Annotated in this window: 20 protein-coding genes and 2 tRNA genes; 18 read left to right on the top strand and 4 right to left on the bottom strand. The window is 36.0% G+C overall.

Annotated elements, in window-relative coordinates:
* The first annotated feature begins 17 nt into the window (after positions 1-17).
* Together GX687_02795 and trmL are read left to right on the top strand one after the other, a co-directional pair.
* The gene (locus tag GX687_02795; GenBank protein ID HHX96377.1) at positions 18-866 is read left to right on the top strand and encodes a DegV family protein; all 849 of its coding nucleotides are present in this window, start codon (positions 18-20) and stop codon (positions 864-866) included.
* A gap of 12 nt (positions 867-878) precedes the next feature.
* Positions 879-1,340 (top strand): tRNA (uridine(34)/cytosine(34)/5-carboxymethylaminomethyluridine(34)-2'-O)-methyltransferase TrmL, encoded by a 462-nt coding sequence (trmL, locus tag GX687_02790; GenBank protein ID HHX96376.1) that lies wholly within the window; start codon positions 879-881, stop codon positions 1,338-1,340.
* A gap of 37 nt (positions 1,341-1,377) precedes the next feature.
* On the opposite strand, the gene GX687_02785 is transcribed toward trmL, so the two are convergent.
* Positions 1,378-1,452, bottom strand: a tRNA-Arg gene (locus tag GX687_02785).
* 46 nt (positions 1,453-1,498) lie between these two features.
* On the opposite strand from GX687_02785, the gene GX687_02780 reads away from it, so the two are divergent.
* Genes GX687_02780 through pssA form a run of 3 tightly spaced genes read left to right on the top strand, consistent with a single transcriptional unit; the run spans position 1,499 to position 6,045 of the window.
* Positions 1,499-2,773: an adenosylhomocysteinase gene (locus GX687_02780; GenBank protein ID HHX96375.1), complete on the top strand. Its 1,275-nt coding sequence runs from the start codon at positions 1,499-1,501 to the stop codon at positions 2,771-2,773.
* Positions 2,774-2,787: 14 nt separating this feature from the next.
* Positions 2,788-5,499, top strand: coding sequence for a DEAD/DEAH box helicase family protein (locus tag GX687_02775; GenBank protein HHX96374.1), 2,712 nt, complete (start codon positions 2,788-2,790; stop codon positions 5,497-5,499).
* A gap of 42 nt (positions 5,500-5,541) precedes the next feature.
* Positions 5,542-6,045: a CDP-diacylglycerol--serine O-phosphatidyltransferase gene (gene pssA, locus GX687_02770; protein ID HHX96373.1), complete on the top strand. Its 504-nt coding sequence runs from the start codon at positions 5,542-5,544 to the stop codon at positions 6,043-6,045.
* 189 nt (positions 6,046-6,234) lie between these two features.
* Here pssA and GX687_02765 read toward each other — a convergent pair whose 3' ends face one another.
* On the bottom strand, positions 6,235-6,621 hold the full coding sequence (locus GX687_02765) for a TIGR04086 family membrane protein (protein ID HHX96372.1): 387 nt from the start codon (positions 6,619-6,621) through the stop codon (positions 6,235-6,237).
* A 136-nt stretch (positions 6,622-6,757) separates the two neighbouring features.
* Here GX687_02765 and GX687_02760 point away from each other — a divergent pair, with 136 nt between their 5' ends.
* From GX687_02760 to surE, 4 genes are read left to right on the top strand one after another with little or no spacing between them, the layout of a single operon-like run.
* On the top strand, positions 6,758-7,909 hold the full coding sequence (locus GX687_02760; GenBank protein HHX96371.1) for a tetratricopeptide repeat protein: 1,152 nt from the start codon (positions 6,758-6,760) through the stop codon (positions 7,907-7,909).
* 33 nt (positions 7,910-7,942) lie between these two features.
* Positions 7,943-8,506 carry a GTP cyclohydrolase I FolE gene (folE, locus tag GX687_02755; GenBank protein HHX96370.1) on the top strand — a complete coding sequence of 188 codons (564 nt, stop codon included), beginning with the start codon at positions 7,943-7,945 and terminating at the stop codon, positions 8,504-8,506.
* Positions 8,507-8,513: 7 nt separating this feature from the next.
* Positions 8,514-8,690, top strand: coding sequence for a DUF4264 family protein (locus GX687_02750; GenBank protein ID HHX96369.1), 177 nt, complete (start codon positions 8,514-8,516; stop codon positions 8,688-8,690).
* Positions 8,691-8,703: 13 nt separating this feature from the next.
* Positions 8,704-9,474: a 5'/3'-nucleotidase SurE gene (gene surE, locus GX687_02745; GenBank protein ID HHX96368.1), complete on the top strand. Its 771-nt coding sequence runs from the start codon at positions 8,704-8,706 to the stop codon at positions 9,472-9,474.
* Here the strand turns inward: surE and GX687_02740 are convergent.
* Positions 9,471-11,006, bottom strand: a complete 1,536-nt coding sequence (locus GX687_02740; GenBank protein ID HHX96367.1) for a polysaccharide biosynthesis protein — start codon at positions 11,004-11,006, stop codon at positions 9,471-9,473. The genes surE and GX687_02740 overlap by 4 nt on opposite strands.
* 235 nt (positions 11,007-11,241) lie before the next feature.
* Between GX687_02740 and fusA the strand changes: the two genes are divergently transcribed.
* Entirely contained in the window at positions 11,242-13,278 is a 2,037-nt protein-coding gene (fusA, locus tag GX687_02735) for an elongation factor G (protein ID HHX96366.1), read from the top strand.
* 44 nt (positions 13,279-13,322) lie between these two features.
* On the opposite strand, the gene GX687_02730 is transcribed toward fusA, so the two are convergent.
* A tRNA-Trp gene (locus GX687_02730) sits at positions 13,323-13,398 on the bottom strand.
* Positions 13,399-13,454: 56 nt separating this feature from the next.
* Here GX687_02730 and GX687_02725 point away from each other — a divergent pair.
* The 8 genes from GX687_02725 to GX687_02690 all read left to right on the top strand — a co-directional run.
* Complete coding sequence (locus tag GX687_02725) at positions 13,455-13,727, top strand: hypothetical protein (GenBank protein HHX96365.1); 273 nt, start codon at positions 13,455-13,457, stop codon at positions 13,725-13,727.
* Between the two features lie 81 nt (positions 13,728-13,808).
* A complete protein-coding gene (locus GX687_02720; protein ID HHX96364.1) occupies positions 13,809-14,291 on the top strand; it encodes a hypothetical protein in 483 nt (160 codons plus the stop codon).
* Between the two features lie 118 nt (positions 14,292-14,409).
* Positions 14,410-15,099, top strand: coding sequence for a metal-dependent hydrolase (locus GX687_02715; GenBank protein HHX96363.1), 690 nt, complete (start codon positions 14,410-14,412; stop codon positions 15,097-15,099).
* A gap of 68 nt (positions 15,100-15,167) precedes the next feature.
* Positions 15,168-16,229, top strand: a complete 1,062-nt coding sequence (gene dprA, locus GX687_02710) for a DNA-protecting protein DprA (GenBank protein ID HHX96362.1) — start codon at positions 15,168-15,170, stop codon at positions 16,227-16,229.
* A 26-nt stretch (positions 16,230-16,255) separates the two neighbouring features.
* Positions 16,256-18,343, top strand: coding sequence for a type I DNA topoisomerase (gene topA, locus GX687_02705; protein HHX96361.1), 2,088 nt, complete (start codon positions 16,256-16,258; stop codon positions 18,341-18,343).
* Between the two features lie 17 nt (positions 18,344-18,360).
* Positions 18,361-19,344 carry a tyrosine recombinase XerC gene (gene xerC / locus GX687_02700; GenBank protein ID HHX96360.1) on the top strand — a complete coding sequence of 328 codons (984 nt, stop codon included), beginning with the start codon at positions 18,361-18,363 and terminating at the stop codon, positions 19,342-19,344.
* A 307-nt stretch (positions 19,345-19,651) separates the two neighbouring features.
* Positions 19,652-20,437 (top strand): GTP-sensing pleiotropic transcriptional regulator CodY, encoded by a 786-nt coding sequence (gene codY / locus GX687_02695; protein ID HHX96359.1) that lies wholly within the window; start codon positions 19,652-19,654, stop codon positions 20,435-20,437.
* Positions 20,438-20,611: 174 nt separating this feature from the next.
* Positions 20,612-20,755: flagellar basal body rod protein FlgB (locus GX687_02690; GenBank protein ID HHX96358.1), on the top strand; the 144-nt coding region annotated here is incomplete at its 3' end.

Genomic DNA, 20,755 nt, shown 5'->3' with positions numbered 1-20,755 from the left:
AAATGAGGTGATAAAATATGTCGAAAATAAAAATTGTGACAGATAGTACGGCTGATATACCAAAATTTTTATTGGAAAAATACGCTGTTTCTTTTGTACCTTTGAAGGTTTTTTTTGGTGAGGAATGTTATCGTGAGGATATAGATTTATCTTCAGGCGAATTTTATGAAAAATTAGCTACTTTTGAGGGAATACCTACAACTTCGCAGCCATCACCTGGTGAATTTTGTGAATGTTATCGGGAACTGACAGCTGATGGTTCTACAGTTATTTCAATACATATTTCTGGGGCATTATCAGGTACTATACAATCTGCTCGGATAGCTGCCTCTATGCTTCCAGAAAAGGAAATTATAGTTGTTGATAGTCGTTTGGTTTGTTTCCCTTTGGGGATTGTTGTTTTAGAGGCAGCTAAAGCGGCTCAAGCGGGAAAGAGTACAGAACAAATTTTAGAAATAATAGAAATGATGATTAATAAAATGCAAACTTATTTTGCTGTAGATACATTAGAGTTTCTAGAAAAGAACGGTCGAATCGGTAAAGCGGCTTCTTTACTTGGTACTATGCTTAACCTTAAACCTGTTTTAACCATTGAAAATGGTTTGATTGCTCCTTATGAGAAAGTTAGGGGGAAAAGTAAAGCCATTGAACAAATGGTTAAAGCAGCTCATAAATACCGGCAGGAAAATGGTCCTTTACATTATTTTGTGTTTCACGGGGCCGCTGCCGAAGATGCCCAAAAGTTAAAAACTAGGTTAAAAAATGAACTGGAAGTTCAAGAGATCCTATGTGGTGAAGTAGGGGCAGTGGTAGGTACACATGCTGGACCAGGAGTAGTAGCCTTATTCTTTTATTCTCAAAATTAAGGGGACGAAAACGTGTTTAATATTGTTTTGGTTGAGCCGGAGATTCCTGCCAATACCGGTAATATTGCTCGTACCTGTGCAGTTACGGGTTGTAATTTACACTTGATAGAACCTCTAGGTTTTTCTCTGGAGGATAAATATTTAAAACGAGCTGGTTTAGACTATTGGTCTCATTTAAATGTTTTTTTACATCCTAATTTAAAGGAATTTCTACAAAATGTTAATTCAAAAGAATTGTTTTTAATCACTAAACAGGGTAAACAATATTATACACAAGTGAAAATTCCACGGAATGCTTATTTGTTTTTTGGCAAAGAAACTGCGGGTTTACCTGTAGATTTGTTAAAGGCTTATCCTGAGCGTAGTTTGCGTATTCCCATGTTTGGGGATGTACGTTCTTTAAATTTGAGTAATTCGGTAGCAATTTTAGTTTATGAAGCTTTTCGTCAACATGATTTTTGGGGATTAAAATAAAAATACTCTTACTTTAGTAAGAGTATCATGATCAATTTGGTACGCCCGATAGGAATCGAACCTATGCACCTGGCTCCGGAGGCCAGTGCTCTATCCACTGAGCTACGGGCGCTTATTCTTTTGAAGAGCACTTAAAATTATACCTTAAATAATCTAAGATGTCAAAAATTTGGAGGTTAAAATTTATGGTATCTGAATCACTTATCCGCGATCTATCATTGGCACCACAGGGAGAAGTAAAAATTAAATGGGTTCAAAACTTTATGCCACTTTTACGTAAACTGGAAAATCATTTTGCTTTAAAAAAACCATTGCAGGATAAAAAAATAGCGGTTTGTTTACATTTGGAAGCTAAAACAGGTTACTTAGCTTGTGTATTACAAGCTGGGGGAGCAGATGTAACCATGGTTGCTTCTAATCCACTTTCGACCCAAGATGATGTAGTCGCCGCACTTGTCAAACGGGGTATTCGGGCCTTTGCTTGGCAGGGAGCAACCTTGGAAGAATATGATGAACATCACCGGCAGGCTTTAGCTTTAAAACCCAATTTAATTATCGATGATGGTGGTGATTTATTAACTTTACTACATCGTGAATTTGTTGATTTACTTCCGGAAGTAATTGGTGGTTGTGAAGAAACAACAACTGGCTTGGTTCGTTTAAGAAAAATGGCGGCAGCTGGTTTATTAAAGATTCCGATTATGGCTGTTAATGATGCTTTAATGAAGCATTTGTTCGATAATCGTTATGGGACAGGCCAGTCAGTTTGGGAAGGGATTAATAGTACGACTAATCTTTTGATTGCCGGTAAAAATGTGGTAGTGGCTGGTTATGGTTGGTGTGGGCGAGGTGTGGCTATGCGTGCCAAAGGGTTGGGGGCACGGGTGATTGTTACTGAAGTAGATCCGGTAAGGGCTAATGAAGCCTTATTGGATGGTTTTACTGTTCTGCCTATGCTTGAGGCAGCCCCTTTAGGCAACATCTTTATTACTACTACCGGTAATAGGGATGTTTTGTGTAAAGAGCATTTTCAGTTAATGTCAGATGGAGCAGTTTTGGCCAATGCAGGGCATTTTGATGTTGAAATTAATAAAAGGGATTTAACATTATTGGCTCGAAAGCAAAATAAAATTAAATCAGATCTTGAAGAATTTATTTTACCTGATGGAAGACGCATATTTTTATTAGCCCAAGGCAGATTGGTTAATTTAGTTTCTGGTAAAGGCCATCCCATTGAAATCATGGATTTATCATTTGCTTTACAGGTGTTGTCCTTATTATATTTAATTGAAAATCATGGTTCACTGTCTACAGGGATAATTCCCGTGCCGCGGGAGATCGATTATCAAGTAGCTAGGTTGCGATTAAAGGCTTTAGGCTGTAAAATTGACACACTAAGCAAAGAACAAGAGGCTTATTTGTTCGGAGAATAAAAAGGGGCGAAATTATGGATTTTACATGGTTATTCTTAGATTTGGAAACAACAGGCCTTGATAGTCAAGTTGATCATATTTTAGAGGTGGCTGCACTGACAGTTAAACCAGGGGGTCAAAGAGAAGCCTGGCAGACTCTGGTTAATCCGGGTGTGCCGATTCCTTCCAAAATTACACTTTTAACAGGTATTGATGAAACAATGCTGGCTGTGGCACCAGATAGTAAGCAGCTAGAAAAGGAATTGCCTGAAATATTGGCGGGAAAAATAATTGTGGCCCATAATGCTCCTTTTGATCTTGGTTTTTTAGAGGCTCTATTAGGCAAATTGCCTAATCAGTGGATTGATACTTTACAATTAGCAAAAATCGTTTATCCTCATTTGCCATCTTATAGTTTAGGTTATTTAATTAAACGTTTTTCATTATCAGCTACACCGGCTCACCGAGCTTATGCTGATACATTGGCTGTTGAAAAATTATTTTTTCATTTGTTAACTGAGCTGCAAAAATTACCACTAGCTACTCTGCAAAATATTTATTCGCTTTTAGGTGATGAATCTCAAGGTTTAACCAGTTTATGGGGGGAAATCTTACGTGCTAAGTTAAAAGTCGGATTTTCCGAGCCCTTAAAAATAGAACCTTCATTTTCATCAGAGGAAATTTCCGATTTTTTCCCCTGGGATTTAAAGGAATTACTGCACTTATTTTCTCCGCAAGGGAGTATTGCTCAGGGATTTAATTTTTACGAAGAACGACCTCAGCAATTAGAAATGCTTAAAGCAGTTGCCCGGGCTTTTGAGAAACAGCGTTTTTTAGTTGTGGAAGCTGGAACCGGTGTTGGTAAATCTTTGGCTTATTTGGTTCCTGCTTTGGCTTGGGCTGTTTCACAGGATGAAAAAGTGGTGGTGGCGACTCATACGATTGCACTACAGGAACAGTTGTGGCAAAGTGAAATTAAATTTTTAAAAAAACAGCTACCCTTTCATTTTCGGGCTGCAGTTTTAAAAGGAAGAAATAATTATTTTTGTTTGCGAGAATGGCATTTACTGCGTGAAAGAGCGGTCAATTTAAATTGGTCGGGAAAAATTTTCTTGGCTCGTTTAGAACATTGGTTAGCTAATGAAAAAACCGGAGATCGTGATACCATTACTCTCCGTGGTGAAGAAAGAGAATTGTTTTCTCAATTGGCTTCTAGCAAAGAAAATTGCCTGGGGATGAAATGTCCTTTTAAAGAGGAATGTTTTTATCAACGAGCTCGTAAAAAAGCTTCCCAAGCAGATTTGATTATTGTTAATCATTCTTTACTTTTTTCTGATATTAAAACTCAAGAAGCACTGTTACCTAAATATAATTATTTAATTATTGATGAAGCACATCATTTGGAAGATGAGGGAGCCAAACAGTTTACAGAGACCTTTTCTCTAAGAGAAGTTTTAAAAAAAGTTGCCCATTGGGAAAAAAAGAATTTTTTACATTTACCACAGCGCTTTTTTTCCAAGGCAGAGCCCCTAATTAAAGATTTGAAAAAAGGTGCACAATTAATTCAGAAAAAGGGTGAAGAAATTTTAGCTTCCTCACCTTTAATCACTAAATGGTCTCAAAGAATTGATCATTTTACTTTAAAGAAAAAATGGTGGCGGGATTTAAAAATTTGTTATCGGCAGCTTTTTTTTGAATTGGAAGCTCTCTTAGTTTTATTAGCCCAACTAGTAGATTTGTTAGAAACAGAGGAAAAGCTTAGGGAAACAAAGCAATTACTTAAGATTTATAATGCTGAACTGAAAAATCTTTTGGCTTTAGGAAAACGTTTTTTTGATCGGAAGGATGACCAGGCTATCTATTGGTTGGAAGTTGGCTATAGGCCTAGTGATCTTTTATTACAAATAACACCCTTGAATATTGCAGTTCTTTTTCAAGAGTTTTTGTTTTCTAAATTGAAAAGTGTAGTTTTGACTTCAGCTACCCTGAGTGTTGCCGGAAAATTTGATTTTTTAATAGAACGCATTGGTTTACCACCTAAATTAGTTGATACACTGCAAATAACTTCACCTTTTAATTATGAACAGCAATCCTTACTTTTAATTGACCAAAGTCTTCCTGATCCAGCTCGTACCAATGGAGAAGAATTTAACATAGCTTTACAAAAAGCCCTACAGGAAATTTTGGAGGCTACCACTGGTCGTACTTTGGTGCTGTTTACAGCCCATCGACAACTCCAGGCTATGTATTATGCTTTAAAAGCACCCTTAAAAGAAAAAGGTCTAGAACTATATGCTGACCGCATTGACGGACGCCGTTATGTTCTTTTGGAGGAACTTAAGAATAATGAAAAAGCTATTATTTTTGGTTCTAATACTTTTTGGGAAGGGATTGATTTGCCAGGTTCTTTGTTAACTGCGGTAATTATGGTAAGATTGCCTTTTTGGCCACCTAATAATCCTTTAATCGAGGCTCGAGTTGAGGCAGTGGAAAAGGAGGGGAAAAGTGGATTTTTTAATTATAGTTTACCGCGGGCTGTCTTGAGATTTCGTCAAGGATATGGACGCTTAATTAGGACTAAAGATGATTGGGGGACGGTGATTATTTTAGATAATCGTCTACTAAAAAAGCGCTATGGGCGGGTTTTTTTGCGTTCACTGCCTCAAAAACGTTATTTAGCAGGGGATACGCAAGAAATTAAAGTAGCTGTAGAACAGTGGTTTAGCGAAAAAAATAAGCATGTCTAGATTTGATGTTGAATAGTTCTCTTAATAGGGAGGAAGCAAATTATGCTTAAACAAGTTGTGCCTAATTTAATTACTTTGACTAATTTAAGTTTGGGAATTGCTGCTTTGTGCTTTACTATGGAAGCTCAGTACCGGGAGGCATCTTTGACAATTTTAATGGCGATGGTTTTTGATGGTTTGGATGGCCGCTTGGCTAGAAGATTTAAAACTACTTCTGATTTTGGTAAGGAGTTAGACTCATTGGCTGATTTGGTATCTTTTGGCGTGGCCCCGGCTTTATTAGTTTATGCCGCTGTTTTATGCAGGTATGGCCTCTGGGGATTTTGTTTAGCTATTTTTTTTGCTTTATGTGGGGCCATTCGTTTGGCTCGATTTAATATTTTAAATTGCCAAACTCATTTTGTTGGCATCCCGATTACTTTTGCTGGTTCCTTTTTGGCTTTTTCAATATTTTTTAAACAGTGTTTAATTATTTATGTTTATCCATTACTAGTGGTACTGCTTTCAATTCTGATGATTAGTAATTTTAAACTTCCCAAACTGTAAAATTAGGGCAAATCAGTAACTTTTTGTCTGGCAATTAATAACATAAGGATAGCGGAGAAAATCGGAAATTGAAAGTAGGTGAATAGTATGCGTGATATTAGAGCCTTGTTTTTTATACCTTTACCAAAATTTATTTTACGATTATTAAAAAAGGAGCCAACTTAAAAAAGGAGTTTTTTACTCCTTTTTTTAATAGGGAATTAGTCCAATACCAATAATTCCGCCTAAAATACCACAAATAATGGTTAAGAAGATTTTTTTTAAAAATAAGGAAAAAGTAAACAGGGTCGGTAAGCAAATAATTCCGCCTAAAATGATTAACAGTAAGTAGGCAAAACTCACTGAACTACTATAAACGATTCCTTTATTACCAGCAGTATAGGCGGTTTTGGTTGCACCAAGAAACATGCTGATAAAAAAAATAAAGCTGGTACCTTTAGGCAGCATACTTTCGGAAAGAGGTGTATATTGTAGGCAAAGACTAAAGAAAAGACAAAGTATTAGAGTTAAAAAACAAGTAAATAAAAGGCCTTTAAAGATTATTCTTGGGGAAATATTTAAAGCCAGTTTTTCCACCCCCTTTGTATCTGTTTATATTAACCATATGTCTTTTTTCCTTGATTTAGAATAGTTTTTTCCACAAGCAGGAAAAAGGAAAGTAAAGGAGAAGACTTAATTATATGGTAAAATATGGTAATTAGGGGTGGGGTTTATGTGGTTTTTTATTTTTCAACAACTAAAAAAACGTGGGCACTATTGGTTTTTTGTTTTCTGGGCTTATTTCTATTGTCTTTGGGGAAATTATGAACGGGCTGCTTTATTACTGCAAAATTTAGCTGAGCGAGAGAAAATAAGCGCAAAGTTATGGGGTAAATTGGGTGACCTTTATTTTCGGTTAGGTAAATACTCTTTAGCCCGAAAAGCATTTTTGCATGGTTTAAAGGGGAAACAAAAAAAGTGCCAGTTTTTGTTTAGGCTTGGCCAAATTGAGGAAGCAATTAATAATTTAACATTTGCACAAAATATTTATTTAAAATGTTTAACTAAAGAGGAGTCAGCTGTTGAAGTATTATTAAGTTTAGGCAATTTATTATTTAGATTGAGTAATTTTGAACAGGCAATTACCTATTATTATCGTTTAATTGGTTTAGATATTACCTCTGCGGAAATTTATAATAATTTGGGAATTTGCCATTTAAAATTAGGTGGTCTTACTTTAGCCGCCAGTTTTTTAAAAAAGGCAGCTGTACGCAAACCTAAAGATCCCAATATTATTTGTAATTATGCATTGGTGTTTATTAAAAAAGCCGCTTATCGGGAGGCTCTTTTGCTCCTCCAAAAGGTTAAAAAATTTAAGCAGGTTAGAGTCTATTCTTTTTTAGGTTATTGTTATAGTTTGCTAGGTGAATATCGTCAGGGATTGGCTTGTTATCAAGAGGTATTGGCCCTTGAGCCAACTAATCGTGATAATTTGGTTAATTTAGCTTGTACTTATGCCCATTTGGGTGAATATCAAAAAGCGAGGTCTATTTTACAAAAACTTTTAATTATTATTCCACATGATCCTGAGTTATTAAATAATTTGGCTTGGGTTTATGAGGCTATTAATGATTACGAAACAGCGGAAAAAAATTATTATCGGGGTTTGGCTTTAGCCCCCTGTCATCCAGAATTGAATTATAATTTAATTTGTTGTTTGTTTAAACAGCAAAAATATTATGAAGCCTGGGAAAAGATTATTTTTTTAAAAAATATGCCGGAATGGAAGGATAAAGCTTGGGCTGCTTTTGCTCATCTTTATGAAAATATGGGTGAAGAAAAATTGGCTGTTGATTGCTATAATAAAGCATATGGTTTAAACTAATGGATAGTTATTTTTAAATAAGGGAGTAAAATAATTATGGATCAGGAAAAAATTGTTCGAGCTGTACAACTATTTTTAGAAGCAATTGGTGAAGATATTAATCGAGAAGGTTTAAAGAAGACACCTTTAAGGGTGGCTAAAATGTGTGAAGAATTATTTTCGGGTGTGGGAGAAGCTGCCGATCCTGAACTCTTTGTTTGTTTCAATGAAACTCATGAAGAAATGGTCTTGGTGAAAAATATTCCATTATATTCTTTTTGTGAGCATCATTTATTGCCCTTTTTTGGTAAAGCCCATGTCGCCTATATTCCGCGGCGCGGTAAATTAACTGGGCTTTCCAAATTGGCCCGGGTGGTGGATCTATATGCACGCCGACCCCAATTACAGGAACGCTTGACTTCTCAGATTGCGGACTCAATTATGAGGGTTTTAGCCCCTTTGGGGGTTATTGTGGTGATTGAAGCAGAACATTTGTGTATGTCGATTCGTGGTGTCAATAAGCCAGGTGCTAAAACACTTACTTCTGCGGTACGGGGTGTATTTCGTTCTAGTGAGGCTACTAGAGCTGAGGCCTTGGCTTTAATCCGTGAAGGGTAGGTTAACCATGCAAGCAAAAAAAGAGACTTTAAATTTACTGGCCTCCAAAAAATTTCCGTATTACTCGGAAATGTATCAAGTTATTGATTTTTTAAATAAGCTTCTCAAAGACCAGGGTTTTATTTTGGGTTTGGTAAAAAACAAGGAAACAAAGGAATTACAAATTAATATTTATGAAATTTAAGGTTGTGAAACTTATGCGTATTTTAGTTACTAATGATGATGGAATTCATGCACCGGGGATATTGGCTTTAGCCAAGAAAATGTCTGAACTCGGGGTGGTAAAAATAATGGCACCTTTAGAAGAGAAAAGTGCCATTGGACATGGGATAACTATTAGGGAACCCATTTGTGTGGAAACTATAAATCTAGCTGGAATTGGTCAGGCTTGGGGAGTAAAGGGTACTCCCGCGGATTGTGTAAAATTGGGATTAACTGAAATACTCACTGAGGGATGTGATTTGGTAGTTTCCGGGATTAATAATGGTCCTAATCTTGGCACAGACGTACTTTATTCAGGTACAGTGTCAGCCGCAATGGAAGGTGCCATTTTTGGTATTCCGGCTATAGCGGTCTCCTTAGCTGCTTGGAATCATGATGATTATAGTGTAGCGGCCGAAATTGCCTTTAAGTTAATAGGTTATTTAAAAGAAAATAGGTTAACTATACCGAAAAGGTCGGTATTAAATATTAATGTGCCTGCTGTTTCCCGAGAAGAAATTAAAGGGATTCAGGTTACTGTTCTGGGCAAAAGAGATTATAATGATCGTTTTGAGAAACGTTTTGATCCTCGCGGTAATCCCTATTATTGGGCTGTTGGTGATATTTTGCCTTTTCGTAAAGATGATTTAATTTATGATATTTTTGCGGTAGAAAAAAATTATGTTTCCCTAACACCACTTCATTATGATTTAACTAATTATCAATTATATACAGAAATCAGGGATTGGGGCTTGGAAAATTGTTAACTGCCTAGATTCCCTTTAATCTGCCGGAATAAATGTTGAAATAAAAGTTGACTATAATTATCACCTGTTAAAAAAAGTAGTAAAAGAAAAAGAAAAACAAATGTAGGAGTTAAGAAAACTAAATAAAGAAGACTTTGCTTAGCTAAAAAATAACAGTGAATTAAGCCTAGGCGTAAGATTAGTCCAGCCGTGAGCAAACGAGGGAAAAACCCTCTTTGTAATTTTAAGTTTATTTTGTAATTAATTATTCCTAAATTGAGGGCAGCTGTTAGGCAATAGCTGATTACATAGCTAAAAGCAATGCAGCTTGGCCCTTTAAGGGGATGAGCCCCTCCCAAATATATTCCGCCTAATTTTAGAGTTCCACTGATTAAAGTCGTTAAAATAATTATATTTACTAAACCTAGTCCTTGCAAAATTCCATTGGTGGTTTGTTGTAAATATAAAAAGATACTACCTAGTGCCAGTATCTTTAATAATTTTCCGGCTTGGGTAACATTAAATAAGGTTTCGGTAATTAAAGGTCCCCAATAAAACAGAATGAGTCCACAGGGTAGACCGGCAATAATAGTAATTCCGATGGCCTCAGAGGCACGCTGTCTTAAAAGTTGTTTTTCATGTTTACTTTCTGCTTCCGAAATGGCGGGTATAAGTGTAGTTGCCAAGGAAAAAGTTAAAGTAGAGGGAATACCCAGTAAGGTAAAAGCCACTCCTGATAATTCTCCATAAAAGGATGTTGCCGCAGAAAGGGTATGGCCCGCTTTTTTTAATTGTTTAGGAATCAAACTTGTTTCCCAAGCATTAACCAAACTAGCAATTAGGCGTGTAATTGTAATTGGAATTCCAAAAGAAAAAAGGCGTTTAACCATCGCTTTAGTTGGTTTTTCAAAAACCCGTGTGGAAATACGGGATTTATAAATTGTTATTAAATAAATTAAACCTCCTACTTCGCTTAAAAATACGGCCACTGAAAGTCCTACAGCTGTCCAAGTCAGTCCGTGGGGACGTAAAAAATAAAGCAAGCAAAGGCCACTACTAATACGGATAAATTGTTCTAATAATTGACTAAAGGCAGTGGGCCGCATATTTTGCAAACCTTGAAAGAAACCTTTGATTATAGCGGCGATGCTTACAACTGGAAGGGTAGGTAAAAGAAATAGAAAGGCTGGCAGTACTCGTGGGTCGGTGTATAAAAATTTTGTCAAAGGATAAGCAAAGAAAATTACCAGTAAGGTGATTAAAAGGGCTGCAAAAAAAAGTATGCTAAAGGCGGTTCTAAAGATTTTTACAGCTTCATTTTTGTTTCCGGCAGCTATTTCTGCGGCTACAAATTTGGAAACAGCTGGCGGCAGCCCGGCTGTAGTAAAGACTAGAACGCTTATATATAATGGAAAAATTAAATTAAAAATACCGATACCTTCGGGACTGATTAGGCGGATAATTAAAATTTGATAAAGGAACCCACCAAATTTTACAAAAACATTTGCCAATACCAGAAGTAAGGCCCCTTTTAAAAAGGATTGTTTATTCATTTTTTTCGCTCCAAGTGTAAAGGCCTTGTTTAGAAATAGTTATGTATTTTGAGCAGAAATATCCTAGTTATTTTAAAAGCTGGGGAAAAGTCGTTTTTTTAGATGTTCAATTTGTAAAATAATTTGACACTTATGTCGCAATATGGCATTCTATAATCAGTATTCAACAAGTTTGCTCTTAAGAATTTACACTTAGAAAGTAAATTTATAATATCTATTAAAGGAGGGGCTTGTATTGCAGGTCTATACTAGTGAAAAATTAAGAAACATTGGTATTTTAGCTCATGGAGGTGCGGGAAAAACTTCACTTACTGAAGCACTTCTTTTTAATGCCGGACATACCACTCGTTTGGGAAAAGTGGACGAAGGCTCAACTGTAACAGATTATTTGCCGGAGGAAATCAAGAAAAAAGTAACCGTTAGTACTGCTTTTGCCCCTGTAGAATGGAAAGATTATAAACTAAATATTCTGGATACCCCCGGTTATGCTGATTTTATCGGTGAGGTAAAAAGTGCCCTGCGGGCTGTAGACAGTGTGGTTTTAGTGGTAGATGGTATTGCGGGTGTAGAAGTACAAACTGAAGCTCATTGGGAAACAGCCGAAGAGGCTAAAATACCTCGCCTTATTTTTGTAAATAAATTAGATCGGGAAAATGCCAATTATTTTCGTGTTTTAGATGATTTAACTGAGCATTTTGGTATACATGTTATTCCTTTAATGCTGCCTATTGGTGCCGAAGAAAATTTTTCTGGTGTAGTAGATTTGCTTTGTCAAAAGGCTTATGAATTTACTGGTACTCAGGTTAAAGAAATTGCTATACCTACTGATTTAAATGAAGATTTGGAGAATTATCGGGAAACCTTAATTGAAGCAGCTGCTGAAGGTGATGATGAATTACTTTTAAAATATTTGGAAGGTGAACCTTTAAGTGATGAAGAAATATTCAGAGGTTTACGTCAAGGTGTTGTTCAGGCTAAAATTGTTCCCGTATTCTGCGGATCTGCTTTAAAAAATATTGGTATTCAGCCACTTTTAGATGCTATGATAGAATTATTGCCTTCACCATTAGAAGGAGAGAAAGTCCAAGAAACTGAACAGGCGGATTCTTTGGCTGCTATTGTTTTTAAAACTATGGCTGACCCTTATGTAGGTAAATTAAGTTTTATACGTGTAGTTCAAGGTGTTTTAAAGGCTGATACTAGTATCTATAATTTAAATCGACATAAAGAGGAAAGATATGGTTCTTTATTAATTCCCCGCGGCAAGAAACAAAACACGGTTAAAGAGGCCCATCAAGGGGATATTGTCTGTATTGCTAAATTAACGGAAACCATTACTGGAGATACTTTGGGTATTAAAGATAAAACTTCACTTTTAGAGGGTGTTGATTTTCCAGAACCTAATTTTGCTGTTGCGGTGCAGGCTAAAACTCGTAATGATGAGGAAAAAGTCGGTGTAGCTTTAGCAAGATTAGTAGAGGAGGATCCTACTTTACGTTTGGAAAAAAATGCGGAAACTAAAGAAACTATTTTAACCGGTATTGGGGAAATGCAAATTGATATCGTTTTGGAAAGATTACGGGATAAATTTGGTGTAGAAGCACTTACACGTACCCCACGGGTACCTTATCGTGAAACTATTCGTGGTACTGCTGAATATGAATATCGCCATCGTAAACAATCCGGTGGTCATGGACAATATGGTCATGTTAAACTCCGTTTTGAACCTTTAGCTGAAGCGGAATTTGAATTTGCCGAAACTATTTTTGGGGGGGCGGTACCCAAAAATTATCATCCCGCTGTGGAAAAAGGAGTCGTGGAGGCCATGGAGGAAGGGGTTGTTGCTGGTTATCCCATGACTAATCTTAAGGTTACTCTTTTTGATGGTTCTTATCATGAAGTTGATTCCTCGGAACTTTCTTTTAAAATTGCGGCACGGGTTTGTTTTAAAAAGGGTGTGGAACAAGCTAAGCCCATTTTATTAGAACCAATTATGAATGTGGAAATTGCAGTTCCCGAACAATTTATGGGTGATATTATTAGTGATTTAAATAGTAAAAGAGGGCGTGTATTAGGTATGGAGGCTGGCAAAAAAAATCAAGTGATAAAAGCCCAGGTACCACTTGCCGAAATGTATCGCTATGCTATTGATTTAAAATCAATTACTCAGGGGCGGGGTAGTTTTAGAATGGAATTTGCCCAATATGAAGATGTTCCGGCTCAAATTGCTCAGGAAATTATTGATCAAGCCCGGCAGGAGAGCGAAGTATAAAAAAAGCCCTATGCTAAAAATAGCATAGGGTTATTTATCATATTTGGCGGGGGCAGAAGGACTTGAACCCTCAACCAACGGATTTGGAGTCCGCTACTCTACCAATTGAGCTATACCCCCGCTACTGCGACTTTATTATAAAGGAAAAAGGGTAATCTGTCAATTGGGGTGATTTCATGACGTGGTTATTTTTATTTCTAGGTTTATCAATATCTGTGCGTTTATGGAAATGGTATGATTCCATTTTAAATGCTTTTTCCATGAAAATTAGACTTTTGGATTTGTTAACCTGGGGATTGGTTCTTTATCTTGTGCTCATTCGTTATCAAAAAAGTTCCTATTTTTTTCCGGATTTTAATCTTTATACTTGGCTTGGTTTAACCATAATTGGTTTTTTAATTATTGGTGTCTTACGTTTATTTATTAAAAAGAATTTGTTCTATGAATAGATTATTACCATAAAAAACCATGTATAGGGCTCCCTTTAGCCGTATAAGCTATTCCTGAAGATAACTTAAGGAGGTTTATTTATGGTTCATAATCAAATTCAACAAGTACAACAGAAAATGAGTCATGTGAATCAGCTTCTCGGTCAATTGAGGCAATCCGAAGAAAATACGCATCAAAAATTAATGCAAATTGCACAGGGTGAATCACATGTAGCTCAACAATTGCAAAGGGTACAGCAAATATGTCAGGAAAGCTTAAATAATTTACAAAGCATTTCAGGTTCACTGTACCAGCAAAACTATTCACCTAGTCAGACACAGACACCTATGTTCGGTTCAGGTGGAGTCTTTAGTCCGTCCACTATGTCATCGGGTTCTTACCAGGGTGCTAAGCAATTTACTGGTGCTCAAAGTCCGTCTGGAATGGGTATGATGTCAGGTGGTTCGCTTTCTAGTGTAGCTACCATGAGGCCTGATACCTATCAAGCTTCACGTGAACAATTTGGTCAAGCCCCAGCTAGTTTAAGTGAAATAGGTCAGCAAGCGGGAATCAGTACTAAGTAATTACTTGAAGGCAGTCGCACGGCGGCTGCCTTTTCTAATTGCTAAAAAAAGGTAAATGCATTTGACTGACTAATAATTTAAGATTATAATGGTGCATAAAGAATTGGGGTGATGACTGATGCTAAAATTAATTTTTCATGGACATGCTTGTTTTAGTTTAGTCGGTGCTAAAGAGAACCTTTTAATTGATCCCTTTCTAAGGGATAATCCTTTGGCTGATGTTCAGCCTGAGGAAGTTAAACCTACTTATATTTTAGTTACTCATGGGCATGATGATCATTTTGGGGATGCTTTGGAAATTGCCAAAAGAACAGGTGCAACAATTATTGCCCCTAATGAATTGGCCCATTACTGTGCCCAACAAGGAATTGAGGTTGCTCCTATGAATCCTGGTGGGTCAAGACAATTTTCTTTTGGGAAACTGTTTGTCACACCGGCAATTCATAGTTCGGCTATTATTACTTCTCAAGAAATTATTTATGCAGGGGTTGCTTGTGGATTTGTTATTCAAATGGAGGGGGCCGTGATTTATCATGCCGGGGATACAGCTCTTTTCAGTGATCTGCAATTAATTGGGGCCAAACATCAATTAACATGTGCTTTGTTACCTATTGGGGATAATTTTGTTATGGGCCCTGAGGAAGCCTTGACGGCTGCAGAATGGTTACAGGCGGAAATTACTATACCCATGCATTATAATACGTTTCCTTTAATTAAGCAGGATCCACAAGTTTTTCTACAAGGTTTAATAGACAGAGGTTTAAAGGGATTAATTTTAAATCCCGGTGAAATGAAAGAATTTGTTTAAAGGGATAGTGATTTCTATCCTTTTTTTAATGAAAAGGGGGGCTTGTTGTGCAGCAGGATTTAAAATATATGCTGGCTTTCCATAAAATTTTTAAAACATCATTAAATAAATATTTTATGAAAATCCAAGAAAAGTTTGGTTCTTTTCGGGCTGCCTGGCAAAATTATACTGGCTTGGATTTTTTACCAAAAGAAAAGTTTACTTTTTTTTTAGAAGAAAGGAAAACCATTGAGCCTCAAGACTTAGTGGAGGCATATTATCGACAAGGCATTAGTGCAATATCTCGCTTATCAGAAAATTTTCCGGCTGCTTTGTTGCAAATTTCTGATGTTCCCTGTATTCTTTATTATTGTGGACAACTTTCTTTATTAAAAAGAAAGGGTGTGGCAATTGTTGGTTCGCGTCGTCCTACAACCTATGGACTTACACAGGCTAGGTTAATGGCTGGGGAATTATGTAAAGAGGGTTTAGTTATAATTAGTGGTTTGGCACGGGGCATTGATACTGCTGCACATCAGGGTACTCTGGAAAAAAAGGGGGCTACCATTGCTGTTTTGGGTTCTGGTTTGGATTGCCCTTATCCACCAGAAAACAAACGTCTTTTGGAAGAAATAAGCAGGGCGGGTTTGTTGATTAGTGAATATCCTCCTGGTACCGAACCACTTAGTTATCATTTTCCGGCTCGAAATCGTATTATTAGTGGTTTGAGTTTGGGAGTTTTAGTGATCGAGGCACGTGCACGTAGTGGTTCCTTGATTACTTGTGATTTTGCTTTGGAACAGGGTAAAGATGTTTTTGCTTTGCCCGGACCGGTTACTAGTCCAAATAGTATAGGACCTTTAAGATTAATTCAGCAGGGGGCTAAATTGGTTCTTCATGCTCAAGACGTTTTGGCCGAATTAGGTTATGAATATCAAAATATTTTTTATCATCAGCAGCAAGAAAAAGCTAAAAAAATAAGGGAAGCTGATAAAATAGTTTATAATTTGGTGGCTTGGGAACCAGTAGATTTAAAATTTATTTTAAAAAATTATCAACAAAAACGGGAAGGAGTCTTGCGGTCTTTGCATCAATTAGAAAAAAAGGGGTTAATAAAACAACTCCCCGGGGAATATTATGTGAGAATTTGAGAATAAATTTAATGAGGTGATCTGCGGTGGGAAAAACATTAGTAGTTGTGGAATCTCCGGCTAAGGCGAGAACCATTAGCAAATATTTGGGTAAAAAGTATGTGGTTAAGGCTTCTCTGGGGCATGTTCGTGATTTACCGAAAAGTCAATTTGGTATTGATTTGGAAAATGATTTACAGGTAAAATATATAACTATTCGCGGTAAAGGGAAAGTATTACAAGAATTACGTGATTTAGCTAAAAAAAGTAGTCAAGTTTTATTAGCTACTGACCCAGATCGGGAAGGGGAGGCTATTGCCTGGCATATTCAAACAGCATTAAAAATTCCCTGTGAACAAAACTGTCGTATCGAATTTAACGAAATAACTAAGGAAAAGGTGGGGGAAGCTTTAAAAAATCCCAGACAAATAGACTTGTATCGTGTAAATGCTCAGCAAGCTAGAAGAGTGTTAGACCGCATTGTCGGCTATAAATTAAGTCCACTTTTGTGGCGGAAAATCAAACGAGGTCTAAGTGCTGGGCGGGTACAATCGGTTGTGGTGCGTTTAATTTGTGATCGGGAAACTGAAATCAAGAATTTTCAACCTGAGGAATATTGGTCATTAACCGCGGAATTAAAAAAGGGTGAGTACATTTTAGAGGCTAAACTGCATAAGATTGGTAATAAAAAGGCTGAATTAAAAAATGAGGAGCAAGTAAAAAAAATTATCAAGGAGATAGGTAAACAGCCTTTTCTGGTAGAAAAGGTAAATCAAAGGGTGCAAAAAAAGAATCCTCTGCCACCTTTTATGACAAGTACTCTGCAGCAAGAAGCTTATCGTAAATTAAATTTTACAGCTCGTAAAACAATGGTTATTGCCCAACAACTTTATGAAGGAATTGATTTAGGCAAAAAAGATGGTTTTTTGGGATTAATTACTTATATGCGTACAGATTCCACAAGGATTAGTGCTCAGGCTTTGGCGGAAACTAGGGATTATATTTTAAAGAATTTGGGTAAGGAATATTTACCTAAAAAGCCGCGTATTTATGTACGTAAAAACCGTGCACAAGATGCTCATGAGGCTATCAGGCCTACATCTATTAAGCGGGAACCTAATAAAATTAAGGCCCATTTAAGTAAAGATCAATATTTGCTTTATAAATTAATTTGGGAGCGTTTTTTGGCTTCCCAATTAAATCCTGCTTTAATTGAAATTACTTCGATTGATTTTAAAGTAAAACAGTATTTATTTAGGGCAATTAGTTCTAAGCTTGTTTTTCCTGGTTATCGGAAAATATATGTTGAGGGTAAAGATGAACTTGAAAAAAATGATGAAAAAACTTTTCCGGCATTAGTAGTTAAAGAAGAATTAGCCCTTAAAAAATTGAATCCTAAACAGCATTTTACTCAACCACCACCGCGGTATACAGAAGCTACATTAATTAAAACTTTAGAGGAAAAAGGTATAGGCAGACCGAGTACTTATGCCCCCATTTTGGCTACTATTGTTTCCCGGGGATATGTACACAAGGAGAAAAGACGTTTTGTGCCTACGGAATTAGGTGTTTTGGTTGTTGATTTATTAAAAGAATACTTTACGGATATTGTTGATTTGGAATTTACTGCTAATCTAGAAAATCAATTAGATGCTATTGAAGAAGGTAGTGCGGAATGGAAAAAGGTAATAGAAGATTTCTTTGCTGATTTTGCGGCAGATTTAAAGATAGCTGATCAAAAAATTGAACAAATTAAAGTTGAAGATGAAGTATCAGATGAAGTTTGCGAAAAATGTGGACGTAATTTAGTAATTAAACAAGGTCGTTATGGTAAGTTTTTAGCTTGTCCGGGTTTTCCGGAATGTCGGAATACAAAATCTCTATTAGTAAATATTGGGGTTGCTTGTCCATTGTGTTCTGATGGACAAATCGTAGTGCGCCGTTCTAAAAAAGGCAGACGTTTTTATGGTTGTAGTAATTATCCTCAATGTGATTTTGTTTCTTGGGATGAACCAGTGAATAAAAAATGTCCGGATTGTGGACAAATTTTGTTGTTGAAAAAAAGTGCCCGACAAGGTTCACGTTATGTTTGTTATAATCAAAAATGTGATTTTACGGAAAATGTAGCTGATTAAATAAGGGAAGTGAAAGCATGCAGCTAATTTCTTCGGTAGATAATTTTTTTAGTTATTTGGAAAGTGAAAAAAATATGGCACAAGCAACAATAAAGGCGTATAATAATGATTGGAATGATTTCTTTAATTATTTAGAAAATGAATTGAAATATGATATACTATCTTTAGAAATTAAAACAATTACTCATCAGCTTGTCAGAAAGTACCTAGTTTATTTAAATGATAAAAAACTTAGTCAAAATACGATCGCCCGGCGTTTAGCGGCTTTAAAAAGTTTTTTTCGTTATTTGTTAAAAAAGGGAATCATTAAACAAAATCCTTTAGCTTTAGTTTCCAGTCCTAAAATAACTCGTAAATTACCCGATTATTTAGATGAAGCAGATATGGAAAAGGTGTTAAACCAACCTTTTCCCGGTAAAGCAGGTCTTAGAGATAAGGCAATTTTGGAATTATTATATGGTTCAGGTATACGTGTTAGTGAATTAGTAAGTTTAGACATTGATAGTTTAGATTTATCCTACGGTTTTTTACAGGTTTGGGGTAAAGGTAATCGTGAAAGGATTGTTCCTGTTGGGAAGCAGACGATCAAGGCAATTAATAAATACTTAACAATTGCTCGTCCACTTTGGTCTCGTCCACATGAAAAGGCTTTATTTGTCAATCAAAGAGGAGGACGCCTTTCTGATCGCTCGGTAAGGACTTTGGTAAAAAAATATTGCCGTCTAGCTGGGGTAAAAGAAATTCTTTCACCACACGGTTTTCGGCATAGTTTTGCTACTCATCTTTTGGATCATGGTGCCGATTTACGTGTTGTTCAAGAACTTTTGGGTCATAAAAAAATTTCTTCTACACAAATCTATACTCATGTTTCTAGAGGAAAATTGCGTAAGGTTTATTACGCGGCTCATCCAAGAGCCAAAAGAAATAATATATCTGAAATTGAGGATAAACTAAATGATAATCATGCAAGCGGCTCGGATATTTCTAGGGGAGGTGTGTAAACAACATTTAAAATTATAATAACGGGCCGACAAAAAAAAGTGCCTTTTTGCATTTTTATAAGCAGTGGAAATATAATTACAAGGGGGTATTGCTAGAATTTACTGAAAATGTTATTGCAGAGATCATAGAAATTGCGTATACTGTAAATAGTCAAATAAAAATGTTGGTGCTTATTGGTTGCATCTAATTAGGGAATACTATTTATTGCACCTTAAAGAGCACAAAAAAATGATATTGATGATGACTATGTACAAACAAGTAATTGGTCCGTTGTAGTTTGTAAATTATAATGAGGGGGAAAAATAAATGGAAATGCTTTTGGAAAAAACACGTACAGTTAATAAGCTCTTGCAAAAGACCGCCGGTAACCCGGTAGAATTTACGGAGATGGCTAAAGTATTAAGTGATTTAGTTGATTGTAATATTTTTATTGTCGGTAGACGTGGTAAAATTTTAGGTTATGCTTTTATGGATGGTTTTAATTGTGCAGCTGTAGAAGATCTAGTATTTAATGCTGGTAGATTCCCAGAAGCCTATAATGAAATGTTGATGAGAATAACCCAAACTTATGCTAATTTGGAAAAAGAAATGGGTGACTGTGTATTTAGTGATGAATATGATTGCGATTTTGAACACAAAGTTACCACAGTTATTCCAATTATGGGTGGTGGGGAACGACAAGGTACATTATTATTAATTAAATATGAAAATGAATTTAATCATCAGGATTTAATTTTGGGTGAGTATGGGGCTACAGTTATTGGTATGGAAATTTTACGTTCAAAAGCAGAACGCATTGAAGAGGAAGCTAGAAGAAAAGCTGCAGTGCAAATTGCCATTGAAACTCTTTCTTATTCTGAATTAGAAGCCATTGAACACATTTTTGCAGAACTAGATGGTAAAGAAGGGCTTTTAGTAGCTAGCAAAATTGCCGATCGAGTTGGTATTACTCGCTCTGTGATTGTAAATGCTCTGCGTAAATTTGAAAGTGCTGGTGTAATTGAGTCTAAATCATTGGGAATGAAAGGAACCTATATTAGGATTCTTAATGAAAATTTACTAGAAGAATTGGCTAAGGTTAGATTACCTTAGTAAATTAACGGGTGTGAAAACACCCGTTTTTTTATGTGAAAAACTAAGTATTTTTTTTTGAGAAAAGGTATATAATTGGAAAAAAAATATTTTTAAAAAAGGATTTTGGTGAAATAGCTAGAAAGTATATTTAAGTGTCGAAAAAACATATTTGTGCTCGGGACGTGAATATTTATGAAAACTACGGAGTTAATAAATTTATTGGAAAAAGCAATGACTGGTAGTGCCCTGAGGCATACGGTGTTAACTAATAATTTGACTAATGTCAATACTCCTAATTTCAAGCGAAGTGAGGTTGATTTTCGCTCTACTCTTGAG

This window comes from Clostridia bacterium, assembly GCA_012841935.1.
Classification (GTDB): Bacteria; Bacillota; Peptococcia; order DRI-13; family DTU073; genus DUTS01.
This window is presented reverse-complemented; position numbering and strand designations above follow the sequence as displayed.